Source organism: Acidobacteriota bacterium (genome assembly GCA_040754075.1).
GTDB lineage: Bacteria > Acidobacteriota > Blastocatellia > UBA7656 > UBA7656 > JBFMDH01.
The window spans coordinates 36726-52690 of the sequence record JBFMDH010000002.1 but is presented as its reverse complement, the minus strand read 5'-3'; the positions used below and the strand labels follow the sequence as shown (position 1 = coordinate 52690).

Below are 15965 nucleotides of genomic sequence, written 5' to 3'. Positions count from 1 at the left end.
TTAGCAGGGGGTGAAAAGGTTGCTGATGGGCAGGCTTTAGCCCAATTCTCGATTTTGGCTAAAGCCTGTTTATTGCTTTATCATTGTCCTCCAGCTAAAGCCGGAGGCAATTCATACTTCAGTGTTCCGGCTTTTTTGATAGAAAAATCTTCCGAACTTCAGGTCTAAACCAACAACCCGTTCAACTGCAAAATTCCCGCTCATTTATTGGCGCGCAAATTATCAATCGCCTGGCGAACCGTGGCGGCATTCGCGGCATTGGGTTCGGCTTTTAAAAAAGCCTCGAACTCTTTAATCGCGGCGGCTTTGTCATTGCGTCGCAAAAAGATGCGAGCGCGTTGCAGATACACCTCATTCAATTTCTTTTCGCTCAAATCCCACGCCTGATTCAACTCTTTTTCAGCGAGCGCCAAATCTTCAATCTTCTCTTTTTCGTCTTTGGTATAAATGGCAATTTCAATCAAAGCTCTGGCTCTGAAGAAATGAAAGAGCGGTTGATTGGGTTTAAGATTACTGGCTTCGCGAAAAGCAAATTCCGCGACCACGAATTTGCGCTGGCGGAGCATAATCAGTCCGAAGAGATGATAGACGCCGCCTTCGCGTTCATTGACACGGCGGGCGCGTTCGATGGCTTCCAAAGCCGCCTGGTCTTCGCCGGCGCGAAAGAGTTCGCGGGCGAGCATAAAATTGGCGTCGAAATAATCATTAAAATTATTCACGGCTTCGCGCAACAAAGCGATGGCTTCTTGTGCTTTGTTATCGCGCAACTGTTCCATGGCTTTTTCAAAAGCGGCGCGCGCGGGCTTGGGAACCTCCTGGACAAAGCGTGTTCCAATCACCGGAAGCGTGGTATCCGTCCTGGGTTTGAGAATCACTTCGATGGTGACGACTTCAAAAAAATTGGAGCGGTCGGGTTGAGTAAATACGACTCTTTGCGCAGACGAATCATAACCGCTCACCGTAACCACGACTTCATATTCCGAGGGCACGATGCGTGAAAAAGCGAAATCGCCATCGTTGCGCGTCACCGTTTGACTGATGATGGCGCCGCTGTTGTCGTGCAATTCGACAATCGCATGGTTTACCGGCGTGCCATTGGTCGAGCGCACTTTACCGCGAATCATATTATTAGGATTCTGTGCAACGGTCAGTGAAGGGATAAATAAAATGAGCAACAAAAATGTTGTGCGGGATTTCACGGGGATGGAAACCTCCTTATGCCTGATAGCGACGCCATTATAGCTGAAAAGATTGGTTCATTCAGCCCGATTCCAGCAAACCATTTGTCAGCCTGTGCAAATCCCGTCGTCGCTTGTCACTCGCAAAATATACCAGTAGCATAGCCACGTGAAGATAAGGGGAGGCGAAGATGTTTTGTCCGAAATGCGGCACGCAAAACGAGTACGGAAAATTTTGTCGAAAGTGCGGAACCAACCTTTCAGGCGTATCCCAAGCCATCGGTGAACCTTTGCCTGATGAAATCAATCACTCCGGTACGGCAACTCCCGCGCGAATCGGTCAGGCGCGCGGCGGCATCACCGTGGGCTTTTTCAGTCAAGCCGCAATTGCCAACGATTTTAAAGATCTTGCCGACCACAAAGCGATGGCAGTGTTTGGTAATGTCAAAGTGGATTTAACCGGCGCACCGCTGCCGCCGGGCGAAACTCATATCAGCGCCTATTCCCTGTTTGGCGATATTGAAATTTTCGTGCCCGACAATGTCGGCGTGCGCATCACAGGTTTTTCGTCGCTTGCCGAACTCAAATTGCGCGGCGAAAAAGTCGGCAAAGGTTTCTTTGATGTTAATGAATACCGTTCCGACAACTATGAAACGGCTGCGCGCCGTCTGCATGTCGAAGTCGCTTCATTACTGAGCGCCATAAAAATCCGAAGATAAAGGCTATTGTAACCGCATCATCTCAGAAAACGTCATAGCCGTTCAGCAATACATAAAAACTCAGCTAGAGAAAAATTATTGGTCTGGAAGCGGTCATGCCGTCCGGTTTCATGCGCAAATAAGCCGTTTCTAAACCCAAAACTTTTGGAGGAGTCTTCTCATGAAAAAACTCTTGGCGTTTGCTTTTTCATTCATCGCTCTCTCAGCAGTCCCGGCTTTCAGCCGCGAAGCGAAACTGGCGCGCTATCCGCATTATCATCAGGGGCGCGTCGCCTTCACCTATCTTGCAGACATCTGGACGGCTGATGAAAACGGACAGAATGTGCGACGGCTTACGGTCAATAAAGCCCGCGATGCCTATCCGCGTTTTTCGCCGGATGGTAAATGGATTGCCTTCTCAAGTGACCGCAACGGCAATATGGATGTCTTCATCATTCCCGTCGAAGGCGGCGCAGTGAAACAACTGACTACGCATTCCGCAGATGACACAGTGCTGGGTTGGTCGCCCGATTCAAAAAATATTTTATTTGCCTCGCAACGCGGCGAAGATTTTCTCGGCAAACTCTACACTGTCAGTCTTGATGGCGGATTGCCGCAAAGCGCAGGTTCGGACATCGGCATTTACGCCTGCTATTCGCCCGATGGCAAAAAACTCGCCATCAATCGCAAGGGTCAGGTTTACTGGCGCAAATATTATCGCGGCTCCTATCAAACGGACGTGACGGTGATGGATATTGCCGCGAAAAAATTCACTGACCTTACCGATTTCGACGGCTTGGATTCGTGGCCCATGTGGAGCGCCAACGGTTTCATCTATTTCGTCAGCGACCGCGAAGGCACAGGGCTGACGAACATCTATCGCATCAATGAAACCGGCGGCAAAGCCGAACAGGTGACGACCTTCAAAACCGGCGATGTGCGCTTTCCGGGAATGAGCGCCGATGGCAAGACGATTGTTTTTGAACATGACTTCGGCATCTGGAAACTCGAGGTCGCGTCGAAGAAAGTGACGCCGATTAAAATCGACATCGCCGCCGAGACTCAGGAAAATCTTGCCGAGTATCGCGATTTCAATTCACAGGTTGATGATTACGACCTCGCGCCTTCGAGTCGCCGCATCGCCTTTTCGATTCACGGCGAGATTTTCACTGCCCCAACCGATGAAGGCGATTTGAAACAGATTACCGATAGTCCGTGGCGCGACAAAGACCCGCAGTATTCGCCCGATGGAAAGTGGATTGCCTTTATCTCTGACCAGAGCGGGCGCGAAGAACTTTACGTTGCCGCAAGCGATGGCTCGGACGACCCGCAGAAAATCAGCGATTTCGACAGCCTGAAATTTTCCTTCGCGTGGTCGCCTAATTCCAAAGAGATTGCTTTCAATGCATCGGACAACAAACTCAGAAAATACAACCTTGATGCCAAACAGACAGTCGAACTCACCCAGTCGAAATTCGGCAACATCAGTCAACCGGCGTGGTCGCCTGATGGTAAATGGATCGCTTATTCAAAAGCTGACCAGACGCGCACCAATGATGTTTATTTAATTTCCGCAAGTGGCGGCGAAGAGCGCAAAGTGACATTTGATTCTTACGCCGATGTGAATCCGCAATTTTCACACGACGGCAAAAAACTCTACTTCGCGCGCAACGAAGGTGGCGGCGGTGGAGGCTTTGGCAGTTCCGCGCAAATTTATGTGGTGGCGCTTGAACGCGAAGAGCGCGACCCCAATGACCCCGAAGAACGCCCCGATGCCGATGCTCCTCCTGAAGCCATGCAACGCGCGCAAGCGCAACGCAACAACCAGCCGCCGAAAGAAATCAAGGTCGATTGGGAAGGTCTCAAACGCCGCACCCGACAGGTCACGCGCATGCCTTTCGGCGCATTCAACTACACGACTTCGCCCGACAGTCGCACGATTGTTTTTGTCACCACCGAACCCGCAGGGCTGGGTTCAACGCCTGTGGTTTACTCAATCCAAGACGACGGTCGCAGACTGACGCGCATCACCGCAGGGCAAGCGCCGGGCGCTGGCGATGGCGGCGGGCGCGGCGGATTTGGCGGATTTGGCGGCGGCATTTCGGGACTGGCGATTACACGCGATGGACGCACGCTGTTTTTCAGAGAAGGTCAATCGGTCTACTCCGTGACGCTTGCGGCGCAGGGCGGCGGTGCAAACACCGCACAAACCGCCTCGCCTTTTGGCGGCGCGGGCGGACGTCGGCGCGTGACCTTTACTGCCAAAGTTAAAATTGATAAGCCTGCCGAGTGGGCTGAGATGTTCGATGATGCCTGGCGCACCATGAAATACAGGTTTTATGACCCGCAGATGCACGGCAAAAACTGGGACGCCATGAAGAGCAAATATCAACCGCTGGTGGAATTCGTCGGCGACCGGCAGGAACTCTTGAACATCATCAACGAAATGATTGGCGAGTTGAACGCTTCGCACACCGGCGCAGCGCCCGCGCCGGGCGGACGCGACGGCGCAGTTGCAACCGTGCATCTTGGCTTGGACTTTGAAGCCGATGCCGCCGCCGGGCGTTACAAAGTGAGTTATGTTTACCAGGAGGGTCCCGCCGATAAAGATTGGGTGAAAGTAAAGGCGGGCGATTATCTCATCAGTATCAATGGCAAGAGCGTGAAAGCCGGAGATAACTATTGGGCGATGCTCAACAACACGCGACTCAATCGCAAAGTTGAAGTGATGCTCAATGATAAACCAACGGAACAAGGCGCGTGGAAAGCCCGCATTGACCCGATTCCTGCGGGACAATTCAGCCAGTTGCGTTACGAGCGTTGGGTTAAAGATCGTCGCGCTATGGTTGATAAATTATCGAACGGGCGCATCGGCTATCTGCACATTCAAGCGATGAATCAACCGAGCCTGCGCCGATTTGAAAAAGAGATTCGCGAAAATCGCAACAAAGAGGCGTTGATTATTGACCAACGCTTCAACGGCGGCGGCAATATCGAACAGGAATTGCTCGCCATTTTAGTGCAACGCGAATATCAAATCTGGCAACCGCGCGGCACCGAGCCGACCGGCAGACCGTTTGCGGGTTATTTCGGGCCCAAAGCGGTTTTGCAGAACTGGCGTTCGGCGTCGAATGCCGAAATGTTCCCGGCGGGTTTTCGCGCCCTGGGGCTTGGCAAAGTCATCGGCACGCCGACGATGGGCGCAGTTATCGGCACCGGCAGTTATTCATTGATTGACGGTTCGACTGTGCGCACGCCGGGGGTCGGAGTTTTTCTTGCCGATAAAAATCGCACCAACATGGAAAATTACGGCGTCAAACCGGACATCCTGGTCGAAAATACGCCGGAAGATAACCTTGCAGGGCGCGACCGGCAAATTGAAACCGCCGTGCAGGAGTTGTTAAAAGAACTCGGCGCGAAAGGTGTTGCCAAACGCGATTAAGTCGAACCCCAGCTAATCGCAACTAAGCAAAGCGCGTCTTCGGATTAGGCGGATTTCGATTCTATCCGCCTAATCCGTCTAATCCGAAGACAACCGTTCACTTTCGCTGGTGAGCATCAATTTCATAAGGTCAATCTGAAATCATATGACTACTCATTCGTCTGATTTGAAAAACTGCCTTGTGTTCTCGCGCCTCGGTGCGTACTTTATTTAACGACAAACCTACAGCGCGGTTAATCGGGATTGCAAAAGACCTTTCAACGTGTGTTTATTGCATTGCCGATTAACCGCGCCCAATTATTTAAGCCAAGCAAAGGAAGAGGAGAGCGATGATTCAATTAACAGTGAACGGCAAAGCCAGACGATTTGATGGCGACCCTGAGATGCCGCTGCTCTGGTATTTGCGCGATGAATTAAATTTGACCGGCACCAAATTCGGTTGCGGCATGGGACTGTGCGGCGCTTGCACGGTGCATCTGAACGGCAAAGCCATACGCAGTTGTTCAACGCCGATGAGCGCGGTTGCCGGAAAAATTGTCACCACCATTGAAGGGCTTGCTGCCAAAAGCGAACATCCGCTGCAAACAGCCTGGCAAGCCTGCAACGTGCCGCAATGCGGTTATTGTCAGAGCGGACAAATCATGCAAGCCGCAGCCTTGCTTAAAATCAAACCCAAGCCGACGGACAAAGACATTGATGAAAATATGCGCGGCAATATTTGTCGGTGCGGCACCTATCAACGCATTCGTCAGGCAATCAAAATGGCATCGGGGGTGAAGGCATGAAAATCACCAATGTATCGCGTCGCCAATTTATTGGTCAGGCTTTCGCGGCGGGCGCTTTCGTCGTCGCTGCACGTCTCACACCAGGCTCTGCGCAAGGCATACAAAAACCCGCGACCGCAAACGCCTGGCAACCGAGCGTCTATTTAGGCATTGAACCCGACGGCACGGTCGCCATCGTCGCCCATCGTTCCGAAATGGGAACCGGGGCGCGCACCTGTTTGCCGATGATTGTCGCCGATGAACTCGAAGCCGATTGGCATCGCGTGCGCGTCGTGCAGGCGATAGGCGATAGCAAATACGGTTCGCAAAATACTGACGGGTCGTGTTCGGTGCGCGATTTTTATGATGCGATGCGCACCGCAGGCGCGACGGCTCGCGCGATGCTTGAACAGGCGGCAGCATCGAAATGGAATGTTCCCGCTGAAGAGTGTCAGGGACAGCAACATTTTGTTGTGCATAGCAAAACCGGGCGCAAACTCGGGTACGGCGAACTCGTCGCCACCGCCGCCACATTGAAAACGCCAGCCGCCAACACCTTGCGTTATAAAACGCCGAAAGAGTTTCGCTACATCGGCAAAGATGTGGCGATGGTTGACCGTAAAGATTTAGTTACCGGCAAAGGCGTTTTCGGCATCGACGCGCAGATGCCCGGCATGGTTTATGCAACGGTGGCGCGTCCGCCAGTGCTCGGCAGCGCCATGAAAAGCTATGACGATGCCGCCGCCAAAAAAGTAAAAGGCGTGCAACAGGTGGTTGTCCTCGAACACGCGCAACCGCCGATGGGGTTCAAAGCCCTGGGTGGCGTTGCTGTGGTGGCGAGTAACACCTGGGCGGCACTACAGGGACGCGAACAACTCAAAGTTGAATGGACGGAAAGTCCCAACAGCGCATATGAATCATCGGCTTATAAAAAGACTTTGCTGGAGACCGCGCAAAAACCCGGTCGTGTGGTGCGCGAAGTGGGCAACGTTGATGCGGAATTCAGTAAAGGCGGCAAAACTCTCGAAGCCAGTTACTACACGCCAATGCTCGCGCACGCGCCGATGGAACCGCCCGCAGCGGTCGCCGAATTCAAAGACGGTAAAGCGGTGATCTGGGCAGCGACGCAAAACCCGCAAGCCGTACAAGACACCGTGGCGCAGGCTTTGAAGATTAATAAAAACGAGGTGATTTGCAATGTGACGCTGCTTGGTGGCGGATTCGGGCGTAAATCAAAACCCGATTATGTTGCCGAAGCCGCGTTGCTCTCAAAACAGGTCGGCAAACCTGTGAAAATCGTCTGGAGTCGCGAAGACGATTTACAATTCGATTATTACCATTCGCCCGCCGGGCTTTATATGAAAGCGGCTGTCGATGACATAGGCCTGCCAACCGCCTGGTTGCAACGCAGTGCTTTTCCGCCGATTGCCATGTTGTTTAACCCCGCAGAAGAGTATGGCGGGTTTCAACTCAGTATGGGATGGACGGACATTCCCTATCCGATTGCCAATCTGCGCGTTGAAAACGGGGCAGCCAAATCGCACACGCGCATTGGCTGGATGCGTTCGGTTGCCAATATCTATCACGCTTTCGCGGTGCAATCGTTTACCGATGAACTTGCAGCCGCCGCAGGGCGCGACCGCGTGGAATATTTGATGGAGTTAATCGGCAAGCCGCGTGTCATTGATTTCAATAAAGAGGGCATGAAACAACCTTCGCGGGAAAATCCGAAATTCGCTTTCGATACGGCGCGACTGAAAAACGTGATTGACATTGCCGCGCAAAAATCGGGCTGGGCGAATAAAAAACCCGCAGCCGGACGGGCGCTCGGCATTGCCGCGCATCGTAGCTTCCTGACTTATGTTGCCGTCGTCGTTGATGTCGAAGTGAACAAAGGCGAAATTAAAATTCCGCGCGTGGATATTGCCATTGATACCGGGCGGGTCATCAATCCCGAACGCGTGAAAGCGCAGTTTGAAGGCGCGGCAGTGTTTGGCACAAGCATCGCCTTGATGGGTGAAATGACTGCAAAAGACGGGCGCATTCAACAATCGAATTTCGATGGCTATCCGGTGGCGCGCATCAATCAAGCGCCCTATGCCACGCATGTTCACATTGTTGAAAGCGATGCCGCGCCGGCAGGCGTAGGCGAACCGGGGGTGCCGCCGATTGCTCCGGCAATTTGCAACGCGGTTTTTGCGGCGACCGGAAAACGCCTTCGCGATTTGCCGATTAAAAAACAACTGGTGTGAAGTTGTATCGGGTTGGTAAACCGTTTGTGCAGGTGCGGGAATTTTAATTTTTCAAGCCGCGAAACGGTTTACGGAAAATCAATGGCACACCAGCAAAGTTGCATTTCCCGGCGGATGCGGCGGATTGATGCGGATAATTGATGGGCATCATTTGTAGTTGAGAAGCATTACCGTTTAGAGCATCCGCCGGGAATGTCTATTGATGATGTGCCGATTGATATTTCGAGGAAGGTTTGTAATTCATTGTATTATCGCTTTAACCGCGTTCATCAATTTCCCGCTCATCAACCTCATCTGCAATTTGCTTCCACGCATCTCCCCAGGCGGATTTGCGAGCGCGGCGAAAAGCGTTTTGATTTTTCTTTGAAACCGTCAACTGTTGTAAACCTGTGTTCGTGCAAAGCTCAAATTGGATGTGCCCTTTTTGAATGAACGGATGGCGAATGATGCGCGCGGTGACGGGTTGGCAATCGAACGTTGCGGCGACCACATAAGAAAATTTTTCATCTTCATAATTCAGGATTGCCCCTTTGGCGCGACGATGAAATGCCGCGCGTTCAACACGGGCGGCAAAATGGCACCAGTCGTTTTCAGCCATCGGACAAACAAGTTGATGCGGACAAGGCGCAATGATGTGCGCACCCGATTTGATGAAGGCGTCTCTTGCGGCAAGCATGTGCTGAAAGCCGCGCACGGTTCCCGGTTCAATCACCACGATTAATTTTTCAGCCGCTTCCCAGGCTTTTTGAATGAGTCGCGCCGTTTGACTCATTTCGCCAAGCGAATAAGACATCACCACCATATCGTGTGGCGCGAGGTCAACATTGCTCTGCAAGTCAGCCGCTAGCCAATGCGCTGAAGCGATTGCCGGATGTTCGGATGCTTGAGCTAAACGTTTTCCAATTTCAATCAACCCTTTATCGCGTTCAAGATTGGTAATTGATTTGAGCGATGGAAACATTTCACCGGCAGCCCACATGGTTGTGCCCGCGCCCGCGCCCAAATCAAGCAGGCTGGTTAATTCGATTTGCGGCAAACGATTTTTGATTTCGGCAAAGACCGCGCGGATGCTGGCAAAGGTTGCAGGCATGCGGGTCGCAAGATAAGCGGCGCGATAAGCATCAGAGGTAAATAATGACTTTTTAAAATCAGTATTGGTACGATAGGCGTTGGAGATTGCCAAAGCGGCTTGCGCTAAAGCCTCAGGTTTAACGCGGGTAATTTCAGTTTCAATAGCGGCTTTGAGAGAAGCAGGTAATTGCATTGGCTGACCCAGATATATCCTAAAAGAAGGTTATTCAGAAAATATAGGTATTTTGCGGGTTAGCCGGTAAAGGTTCCAATTTTGCTCTATGGCAGTTTTTCTTCGATGACAATTCGCACAACGAACTTCGCGCTTATTAATCTCTACTTCAATAATTCGCCAAGGTCTAAGGTCACTTATGAGCCGGGAGACTTCCGATAGCTTACTTTCTTTTTGAAGATGGTCAAATTCCAAAACGATAGGGTCGGTTTCACCACAATCTACGCAAGGGGGTGATAATAAATATGCCAGCAGTTTTTCGTAGTTTTTCTTTCGGGTTGCTTGAGTTTGCCGTTTCGCTTTTTCTATGTAGTAAGAAATATTTTTGTAGTAGTGATTTTTAATAAAAATCCTCATGCATTCTCGACAAACAGAACGTCGCTTGGTTTTACCCTTATTTTTCCAACCAAACTCATCAAGTGACTTTTCAATTTTGCAAGTACTACATCGCTTCATATTTTTGATTCAGTGGTTTGCAAAAGCGCGCCCGGAGAGATTTGAACTCCCGACTTTCAGATCCGAAGTCTGACGCTCTATCCAGCTGAGCTACGGGCGCGTATTGAATTGGTCTTAGCTTATCGGGAAATTGGCGCGCGGTCAAACAGGTTTAAAAGGCAAAATCAATTTCGTTATGCTGAGTTGCAATTTATCGAGCAAGTAACGGCGAAAACATTTTTGCCTTTTTACTTTTGCCTTCTACCTTTAAAAAGGATTGGCACCGGCAGCGGTGTTGTACGGGCGATAGAGTTCATTGAAATCGCGCAGACTGCGTTCAAAGACCGCTTGCGCAGAGCTGATGTCATCGGGGTGTAAAGTTAAATTCACCCCATTCGCAAAAGCTAAATAGGTATCCATAGTGCGCAGTTGCGATGACAGCAAAATGACATAGGTGCGGCGGCGCACCTGCGGCGTCAGGTTATTGACATACTGCATGACGGCGGCGCTGCCTTGATTGGGCGCGTCAAAGCTTGGGCCGAGAATAATGATTTCAATGCGCGATTCGAGAAAGGCTTCAATGGCTTCGGGCGCGGTGTTGGATGAAAAGAGTTGGTAGTATTTCGGGTCGAGCGCGGCGCGCAGTTTTTCGCGCAATTGCGCATCATCGACGCAAACCAGAATGCGGCGACGGGTGAGCGGGTTGACATCAGCAGTCGTCTCCTTCTGTTTTAAATTCGCCACCAGCAATTCGGCAAGCGTTTGTAATGGGTCGGCGGATTTGATGGTGTGAGTTCCAGTAGCGACGGCTTCCATTTTTTGCGCCGTGCCGGGAAGTTTTGGCTCTTCTTTGGGCGGCGGCATGATAGTCACCGATTGACGACAGCGCGGACACATCACATTGAACGGTTCGGTCGGCAACCGGTCATCTTCAAAACTCAAACTCATGGCGCAATTCGGACAATTGGCTATCATTTTTTCAACTCCATTTTGTCATTGGTCATTGGTTGTATGAAAAAAGCCAAACCAGTCAATGACTACTGACCGATGACGGTCAATCAATTTCGATGCAGCGTTCCTGCCATACGGGTTCGGATCAACGAATCAATCTCTTTCGTCGGACGATAAGCCGCATCATCGCGCACGCCTTTCATGTCTTCGGATGTTCCGAGTCCCGAAAGTCTCAATAAGAGATTTGACGGATTGGTGGCAAAAGCAATGCCGACTTCCTGGGTAAGGGTTCCGCTGCGAATCATGCGTTCGATGACTTTGTCGAAATGCTGCATGCCATCAATCTCGCCGTCTTCCATCGCATCAAGCAGAGATTTGCCCTGCGATTCACCCTGTTCAATATATTCGCGGGTACGCGGTGTCGATTTCAAAATTTCAACCGCGGCAATGCGTCCCATCCCATCGGCGCGCGGCAACAGGCGTTGCGAAATGATGTAGCGGAAAGCCTGCGACAACCGTGTGCGAATCACGTGTTCTTCGGATTTCGGATAAATCCCGATGATGCGGTTGACGGTTTTCGATGCGTCTGTCGTATGCAATGTCGATAACACCAGATGTCCGGTTTCTGAAGCCTCAAGGGCAATTTCCGTAGTTTCCATATCGCGCATTTCACCGACCAGAATAACTTTGGGCGCTTGCCGCAAAGCCGCGCGCAAGCCCAAAGCAAATGCCGGCGTGTCGGTTCCGAGTTCGCGTTGATTGATGGTCGATTTTTTATGGGTGTGCAGAAACTCTATCGGGTCTTCGATGGTGACGATATGATAGCTGTATTCGTTATTGATTTTGTCGATGATTGCCGCAAGTGTCGAAGATTTACCTGAACCCGTAGGACCGGTCAGCAACACGATGCCGTTTTTAATATGCGAGATTTCGCCAAGCTGGGTTGGGAGTTCCAGACTTTCAATGGTCGGGACATTGGTTGGAATGACCCGCATGACGATTGAGATATAGCCGCGTTGTTTGAAAATATTGACGCGAAAACGGACTTTTGAAGGAATCGCGTAGCTGAGGTCAGCCGAGCCGGTCTGGTGCAAGCGCCGCGCCGCTTCAAAGTTGCCTTCCATCAATGCCATGGCAATGATTTCGGTCTGGTAAGGTGAAAGGCTTCTGAGTCCTTTGATGTCAACCGTGACCAGTTTACCGTTGACTTCAACCTGGGGCGGACGCCCTGTAGAGAAGTTTAAATCCGAGATGTTATCCGCCACAGCTAACATTTTGTCCAGAATCGGCGGAAGGTCGAAATAACTCATTCCTATCTCCTGATGAGCGCGGGGACGGCTGCAAGAAAATCGCTTGGCAGGGGATTCGTGCCAAGACTAAGGGGCAGGAGTTTTTGACGTAAACCCGGTTACAGGCTTCTTGAGAATAAGCCACCGCCAAACAAAGGGCAACAGTATTTTCCGCCGATGGAGTGATTAAGGCAGAAGATTCAAGGCTTTCGATAAAGTTAATGCGTCCGCCTCGCAAGGCTAGTTCAAGGTGAAACGAGTTATCACTTCAACCCATCGGCTGAATAGATAGAGGTATTCGGATGATAAGTTTGCCAGTCGAACCAGTAATCGCTCAGCGCATAAATCTTTTTGAGTTGTTTGCCGAGCATCGCGCCGCTCACGCATTTGCCGGAAAAATCCCATTCGCTGGCGGTTTCCGCATCAATCAATCGCACAAGCCGCGTATCCGTCTTGGCAAAAAATTCCAGCGTCCGCCCTGCAATCGCTCGTTCAAAGGCGCGCGCCGATTTTTTATCTGCGTCCAAAACCATCATTAAAGGCGTGTTGCCCAGCGTATCGAGTACCACCGGTTGTTTTTGCAACTGGTCGAGCGGATAGGCGCGCGCCTCACCGTTTACTTCAATGCCGATGATGAGCGCACGCGGCGCTAAAGTGTCATCAAGTTTTGCAGCCGTGGTCACAGGCATTTTGTCAATCTGCGCTTCCCAATCTTTACCGGCATAACGTTTCACGTTGCTCGAATCAGGCGCTAAAACTTTGCCCTCGGGCTTTTCAGTTTTCCAGGTCGAAAAAGAGATTTCATCATGAAAGACCTGCGCCAGGCGACGACCTTTGAGCGGTCCCTGAATCGCTTCGCCAGTGACCTGTTGCCACCAACTGCCGGTCTCTTCATCACGCATGATGAAGTTCTGATTATTGATGCCGGAAAGCCGAAAGGTCAGCCGGCGATTATCGATTTGCGCTTCCCACACCAGACCGGTGTGGCAGAGCGTTCAGTAAGTGGCTACCAGCGGCGTATCGCCGACCACGGCGTTGACTACATGATGATATGCCAGTTGGCGAACCGGAAACGCGACGGCATCGTGGTTTACTTCAACCGCTAAAACTTTGTCGCTCTCTTCGATGAAATCTGCGGCGTTCGCCCCGGTGTAAGCGACCTCGCGGATGGGATTGAACATCCATTCAAAATGGTTCTGCCGGGCAAACCAGGCGGCAAGTAAAACCAGAAACACCGGAAAAATTAACAGCGCTTTGCTCCACCAGCGCCGCGATGCGCGCCAGAGCCAGACGGCAAACGCCAGCACACTTGCTGCCGCAATCAAAGTGACAATTGGCGACCAGCGTTTAAGCAGGTAAGAAATTTCCACTCCGCGCGCGGTCTGCCCTTTGAAGGGTTGGATGATCAGCGCCGGAATCACCACTATCGCCAGAGCAGAAAGGGCAATCAACATCACGACCAGCCAGCCCCATTTCTTTGAGCGGCTCTTTTCATTCGCAGCGTTTTGCATCATTTATAGCTCTCCTGATGACTTTCAAAAATTATTGAGTGAAAACTCGATTCGTGGAATTTCTTATTGCGGCTCAGGTTCGCTGTGCGATTCGCTTAGAGTGTAACAAAGCCGATAAAGTTTGTCGCTTACCGCGCGTTGATTTTTCTACGCTTGATTGTCATATTCTTGAATCTGAAATTTATGAATATCCATCCGACAGCCATCATCAACCCTGACGCCAAACTGGGAAACAATGTTCGCGTTGGCGCTTATGCGATCATCGAATCCGACACAGAAATCGGTGAGGATACGGAAATTCGCGCCCACGCGGTGATTAAACGATTCACCCAACTCGGCACTGGCAATGTCATTTATGAAGGCGCAATTTTAGGCGGCGAACCGCAGGATTTGCGTTTCACGGATTGCGAAAGTTTCCTGAAAGTGGGCGACTGCAATCGCATACGCGAAGGCGTTACCATGCATCGCGCTTCAAAAGCCGGGGCGGCAACCGTCGTTGGCTCGGATTGCTTTATTATGGCTTATGCGCATGTGGCACACGATTGCCAGTTGGGCAGTCGCGTCATCATCGCCAATAACGTTGCGCTCGCCGGTCACATCACCATCGAAGACCAGGTATTTATTTCCGGCGGCGTGGTCATTCATCAGTTCTCTCGCATCGGCAGGCTGGCGATGCTTGGTGGCAACTCAAAAATCGTTCAGGACTGTCTACCGTTTGTCATTACAGATGGCGTACCCGGACGCGCCAGCGGCTTAAACGTCGTAGGGCTTCGGCGCGCAGGCTTTGCGGCAAGCGACCTGCATGAACTCAAACGCGCCTATCGCACACTGTTGCGCGCCGGTCTATCGCTTGAAGACGCGCTCGCCGAACTCGCCGCGCAAGACCACCCCCTGGTGCGCCATCTGGCGGATTTCGCCCGCGCTGCCCAACGCGGCTTCTGCCACGAATAGCTGCCACCTCGCCAATCCGACCGACCGCTTCTCATCAGCGATTTCTATAAAATAAAAATAATAATAATTATTGATTTTGTTTTCACCGAATGCTACAATGCAATCGTTGCTTGAAGGAGTCAAACAGGTGTCAACAAGAGCCAGAGGAAAGTCATCCGAAACGGAGCGCGCCAGACAGCAGTTGCGTTCGACCCTGAGCGCCAAGGGTTATCAGTTTACCGAACAGCGGGCGATTGTGTTCGATTATCTGCAACAGGTTGCCCATCATCCGACCGCCGAAGAGGTATTCCTGGCGGTCAAGGCGAAACTGCCGAAAATCTCTCTGGCGACGGTTTACAAGAACCTTGAAGCGCTTGTCGAATCGGGCGCAGCAGCGAAATGGACGTATGGCGACGGGTCGTCGCGTTACGATAAACGCACCGATCATCATTACCATCTGCGGTGTTTGCGGTGCGGGCGAATGTGGGACGTTGAGCCAACCCAAGTGAGCGATATGCTTGATCGGATGCGCCCGCAACGCGGCTTTCAAGTAACCGATTACCGGCTGGAAATCGTCGGCTTTTGCCGCGATTGCCGGCAGTAAGGAATATAGAGCATTGCATAAGGGAGGTTTCAAAATGAGTGTTATGTATCGAACGAGTATTGATCTTCCGTTGGAAAATCGTGAGCAACTGGTTGGGTTATTGAATCAACAACTGGCAGATACTTTCGACCTTTACAGTCAAACCAAACAAGCCCATTGGAACGTCAAGGGCAGGGATTTTTTTCAACTTCATGAATTATTCGATAAACTGGCGACCGAATTGACCGGTTATGTCGATACGATTGCCGAGCGGGTCACGGCGCTCGGCGGAACAGCGCTGGGCACCGCGAGAATGGCTGCGGGCGCGTCGCGCTTGACGGAATACCCGGAGGTCATTGGCAGTTTGGAAAGCGTCGCCGCACTGGTTGAACGCTATGCAAATCTCGCCGCAACCACAAGAGCGGCAATTGACCGTTCAACCGAGTTGGGCGATGCCGATACCGCGGATTTATTTACCGAAGTGTCGCGTGGATTGGATAAATCGCTGTGGTTTCTCGAAGCCCATCTGCAAGAGTAATGCTTGCAACCTAACGATTGAACCATCATCTCCAGACGCTACAGAGGGTGAGTGACGAAAGAAACGCCTTGCACCTTTGTAGCGTTTTTAT

At 51.4% G+C, this 15965-nt stretch carries 13 protein-coding genes and 1 tRNA gene; 7 read left to right on the top strand and 7 right to left on the bottom strand.

Annotated features, from left to right (window positions below; genetic code table 11):
- Positions 1-200: 200 nt before the first annotated feature.
- Entirely contained in the window at positions 201-1199 is a 999-nt protein-coding gene (locus AB1757_02335) for a carboxypeptidase regulatory-like domain-containing protein (GenBank protein MEW6125876.1), read from the bottom strand.
- Positions 1200-1369: 170 nt separating this feature from the next.
- On the opposite strand from AB1757_02335, the gene liaF reads away from it, so the two are divergent.
- From liaF to AB1757_02315, 4 genes are all read left to right on the top strand, one after another.
- Complete coding sequence (liaF, locus tag AB1757_02330) at positions 1370-1897, top strand: cell wall-active antibiotics response protein LiaF (protein MEW6125875.1); 528 nt, start codon at positions 1370-1372, stop codon at positions 1895-1897.
- 160 nt (positions 1898-2057) lie between these two features.
- On the top strand, positions 2058-5318 hold the full coding sequence (locus AB1757_02325; GenBank protein MEW6125874.1) for a S41 family peptidase: 3261 nt from the start codon (positions 2058-2060) through the stop codon (positions 5316-5318).
- Between the two features lie 329 nt (positions 5319-5647).
- On the top strand, positions 5648-6103 hold the full coding sequence (locus AB1757_02320; GenBank protein MEW6125873.1) for a (2Fe-2S)-binding protein: 456 nt from the start codon (positions 5648-5650) through the stop codon (positions 6101-6103).
- Positions 6100-8334, top strand: a complete 2235-nt coding sequence (locus AB1757_02315) for a molybdopterin cofactor-binding domain-containing protein (protein ID MEW6125872.1) — start codon at positions 6100-6102, stop codon at positions 8332-8334. Before AB1757_02320 ends, AB1757_02315 begins: the two co-directional genes overlap by 4 nt.
- A gap of 256 nt (positions 8335-8590) precedes the next feature.
- Here the strand turns inward: AB1757_02315 and AB1757_02310 are convergent, their stop codons facing one another.
- From AB1757_02310 to AB1757_02285, 6 genes are all read right to left on the bottom strand, one after another.
- On the bottom strand, positions 8591-9598 hold the full coding sequence (locus tag AB1757_02310) for a small ribosomal subunit Rsm22 family protein (GenBank protein MEW6125871.1): 1008 nt from the start codon (positions 9596-9598) through the stop codon (positions 8591-8593).
- Between the two features lie 30 nt (positions 9599-9628).
- The gene (locus AB1757_02305) at positions 9629-10093 is read right to left on the bottom strand and encodes a hypothetical protein (GenBank protein ID MEW6125870.1); all 465 of its coding nucleotides are present in this window, start codon (positions 10091-10093) and stop codon (positions 9629-9631) included.
- A 26-nt stretch (positions 10094-10119) separates the two neighbouring features.
- Positions 10120-10193 (bottom strand) — tRNA-Arg (locus tag AB1757_02300).
- A 146-nt stretch (positions 10194-10339) separates the two neighbouring features.
- Positions 10340-11047 (bottom strand): hypothetical protein, encoded by a 708-nt coding sequence (locus tag AB1757_02295; GenBank protein ID MEW6125869.1) that lies wholly within the window; start codon positions 11045-11047, stop codon positions 10340-10342.
- 83 nt (positions 11048-11130) lie between these two features.
- Positions 11131-12333, bottom strand: coding sequence for a PilT/PilU family type 4a pilus ATPase (locus tag AB1757_02290; protein ID MEW6125868.1), 1203 nt, complete (start codon positions 12331-12333; stop codon positions 11131-11133).
- Positions 12334-12575: 242 nt separating this feature from the next.
- The gene (locus AB1757_02285) at positions 12576-13493 is read right to left on the bottom strand and encodes a DUF3179 domain-containing (seleno)protein (GenBank protein MEW6125867.1); all 918 of its coding nucleotides are present in this window, start codon (positions 13491-13493) and stop codon (positions 12576-12578) included.
- 513 nt (positions 13494-14006) lie between these two features.
- Here AB1757_02285 and lpxA point away from each other — a divergent pair.
- The 3 genes from lpxA (at position 14007) to dps (ending at position 15874) form a co-directional block, all read left to right on the top strand.
- A complete protein-coding gene (gene lpxA, locus AB1757_02280) occupies positions 14007-14774 on the top strand; it encodes an acyl-ACP--UDP-N-acetylglucosamine O-acyltransferase (protein MEW6125866.1) in 768 nt (255 codons plus the stop codon).
- 127 nt (positions 14775-14901) lie between these two features.
- On the top strand, positions 14902-15357 hold the full coding sequence (locus AB1757_02275; protein ID MEW6125865.1) for a transcriptional repressor: 456 nt from the start codon (positions 14902-14904) through the stop codon (positions 15355-15357).
- Between the two features lie 34 nt (positions 15358-15391).
- Complete coding sequence (gene dps, locus AB1757_02270; GenBank protein MEW6125864.1) at positions 15392-15874, top strand: DNA starvation/stationary phase protection protein Dps; 483 nt, start codon at positions 15392-15394, stop codon at positions 15872-15874.
- Positions 15875-15965: the final 91 nt, after the last annotated feature.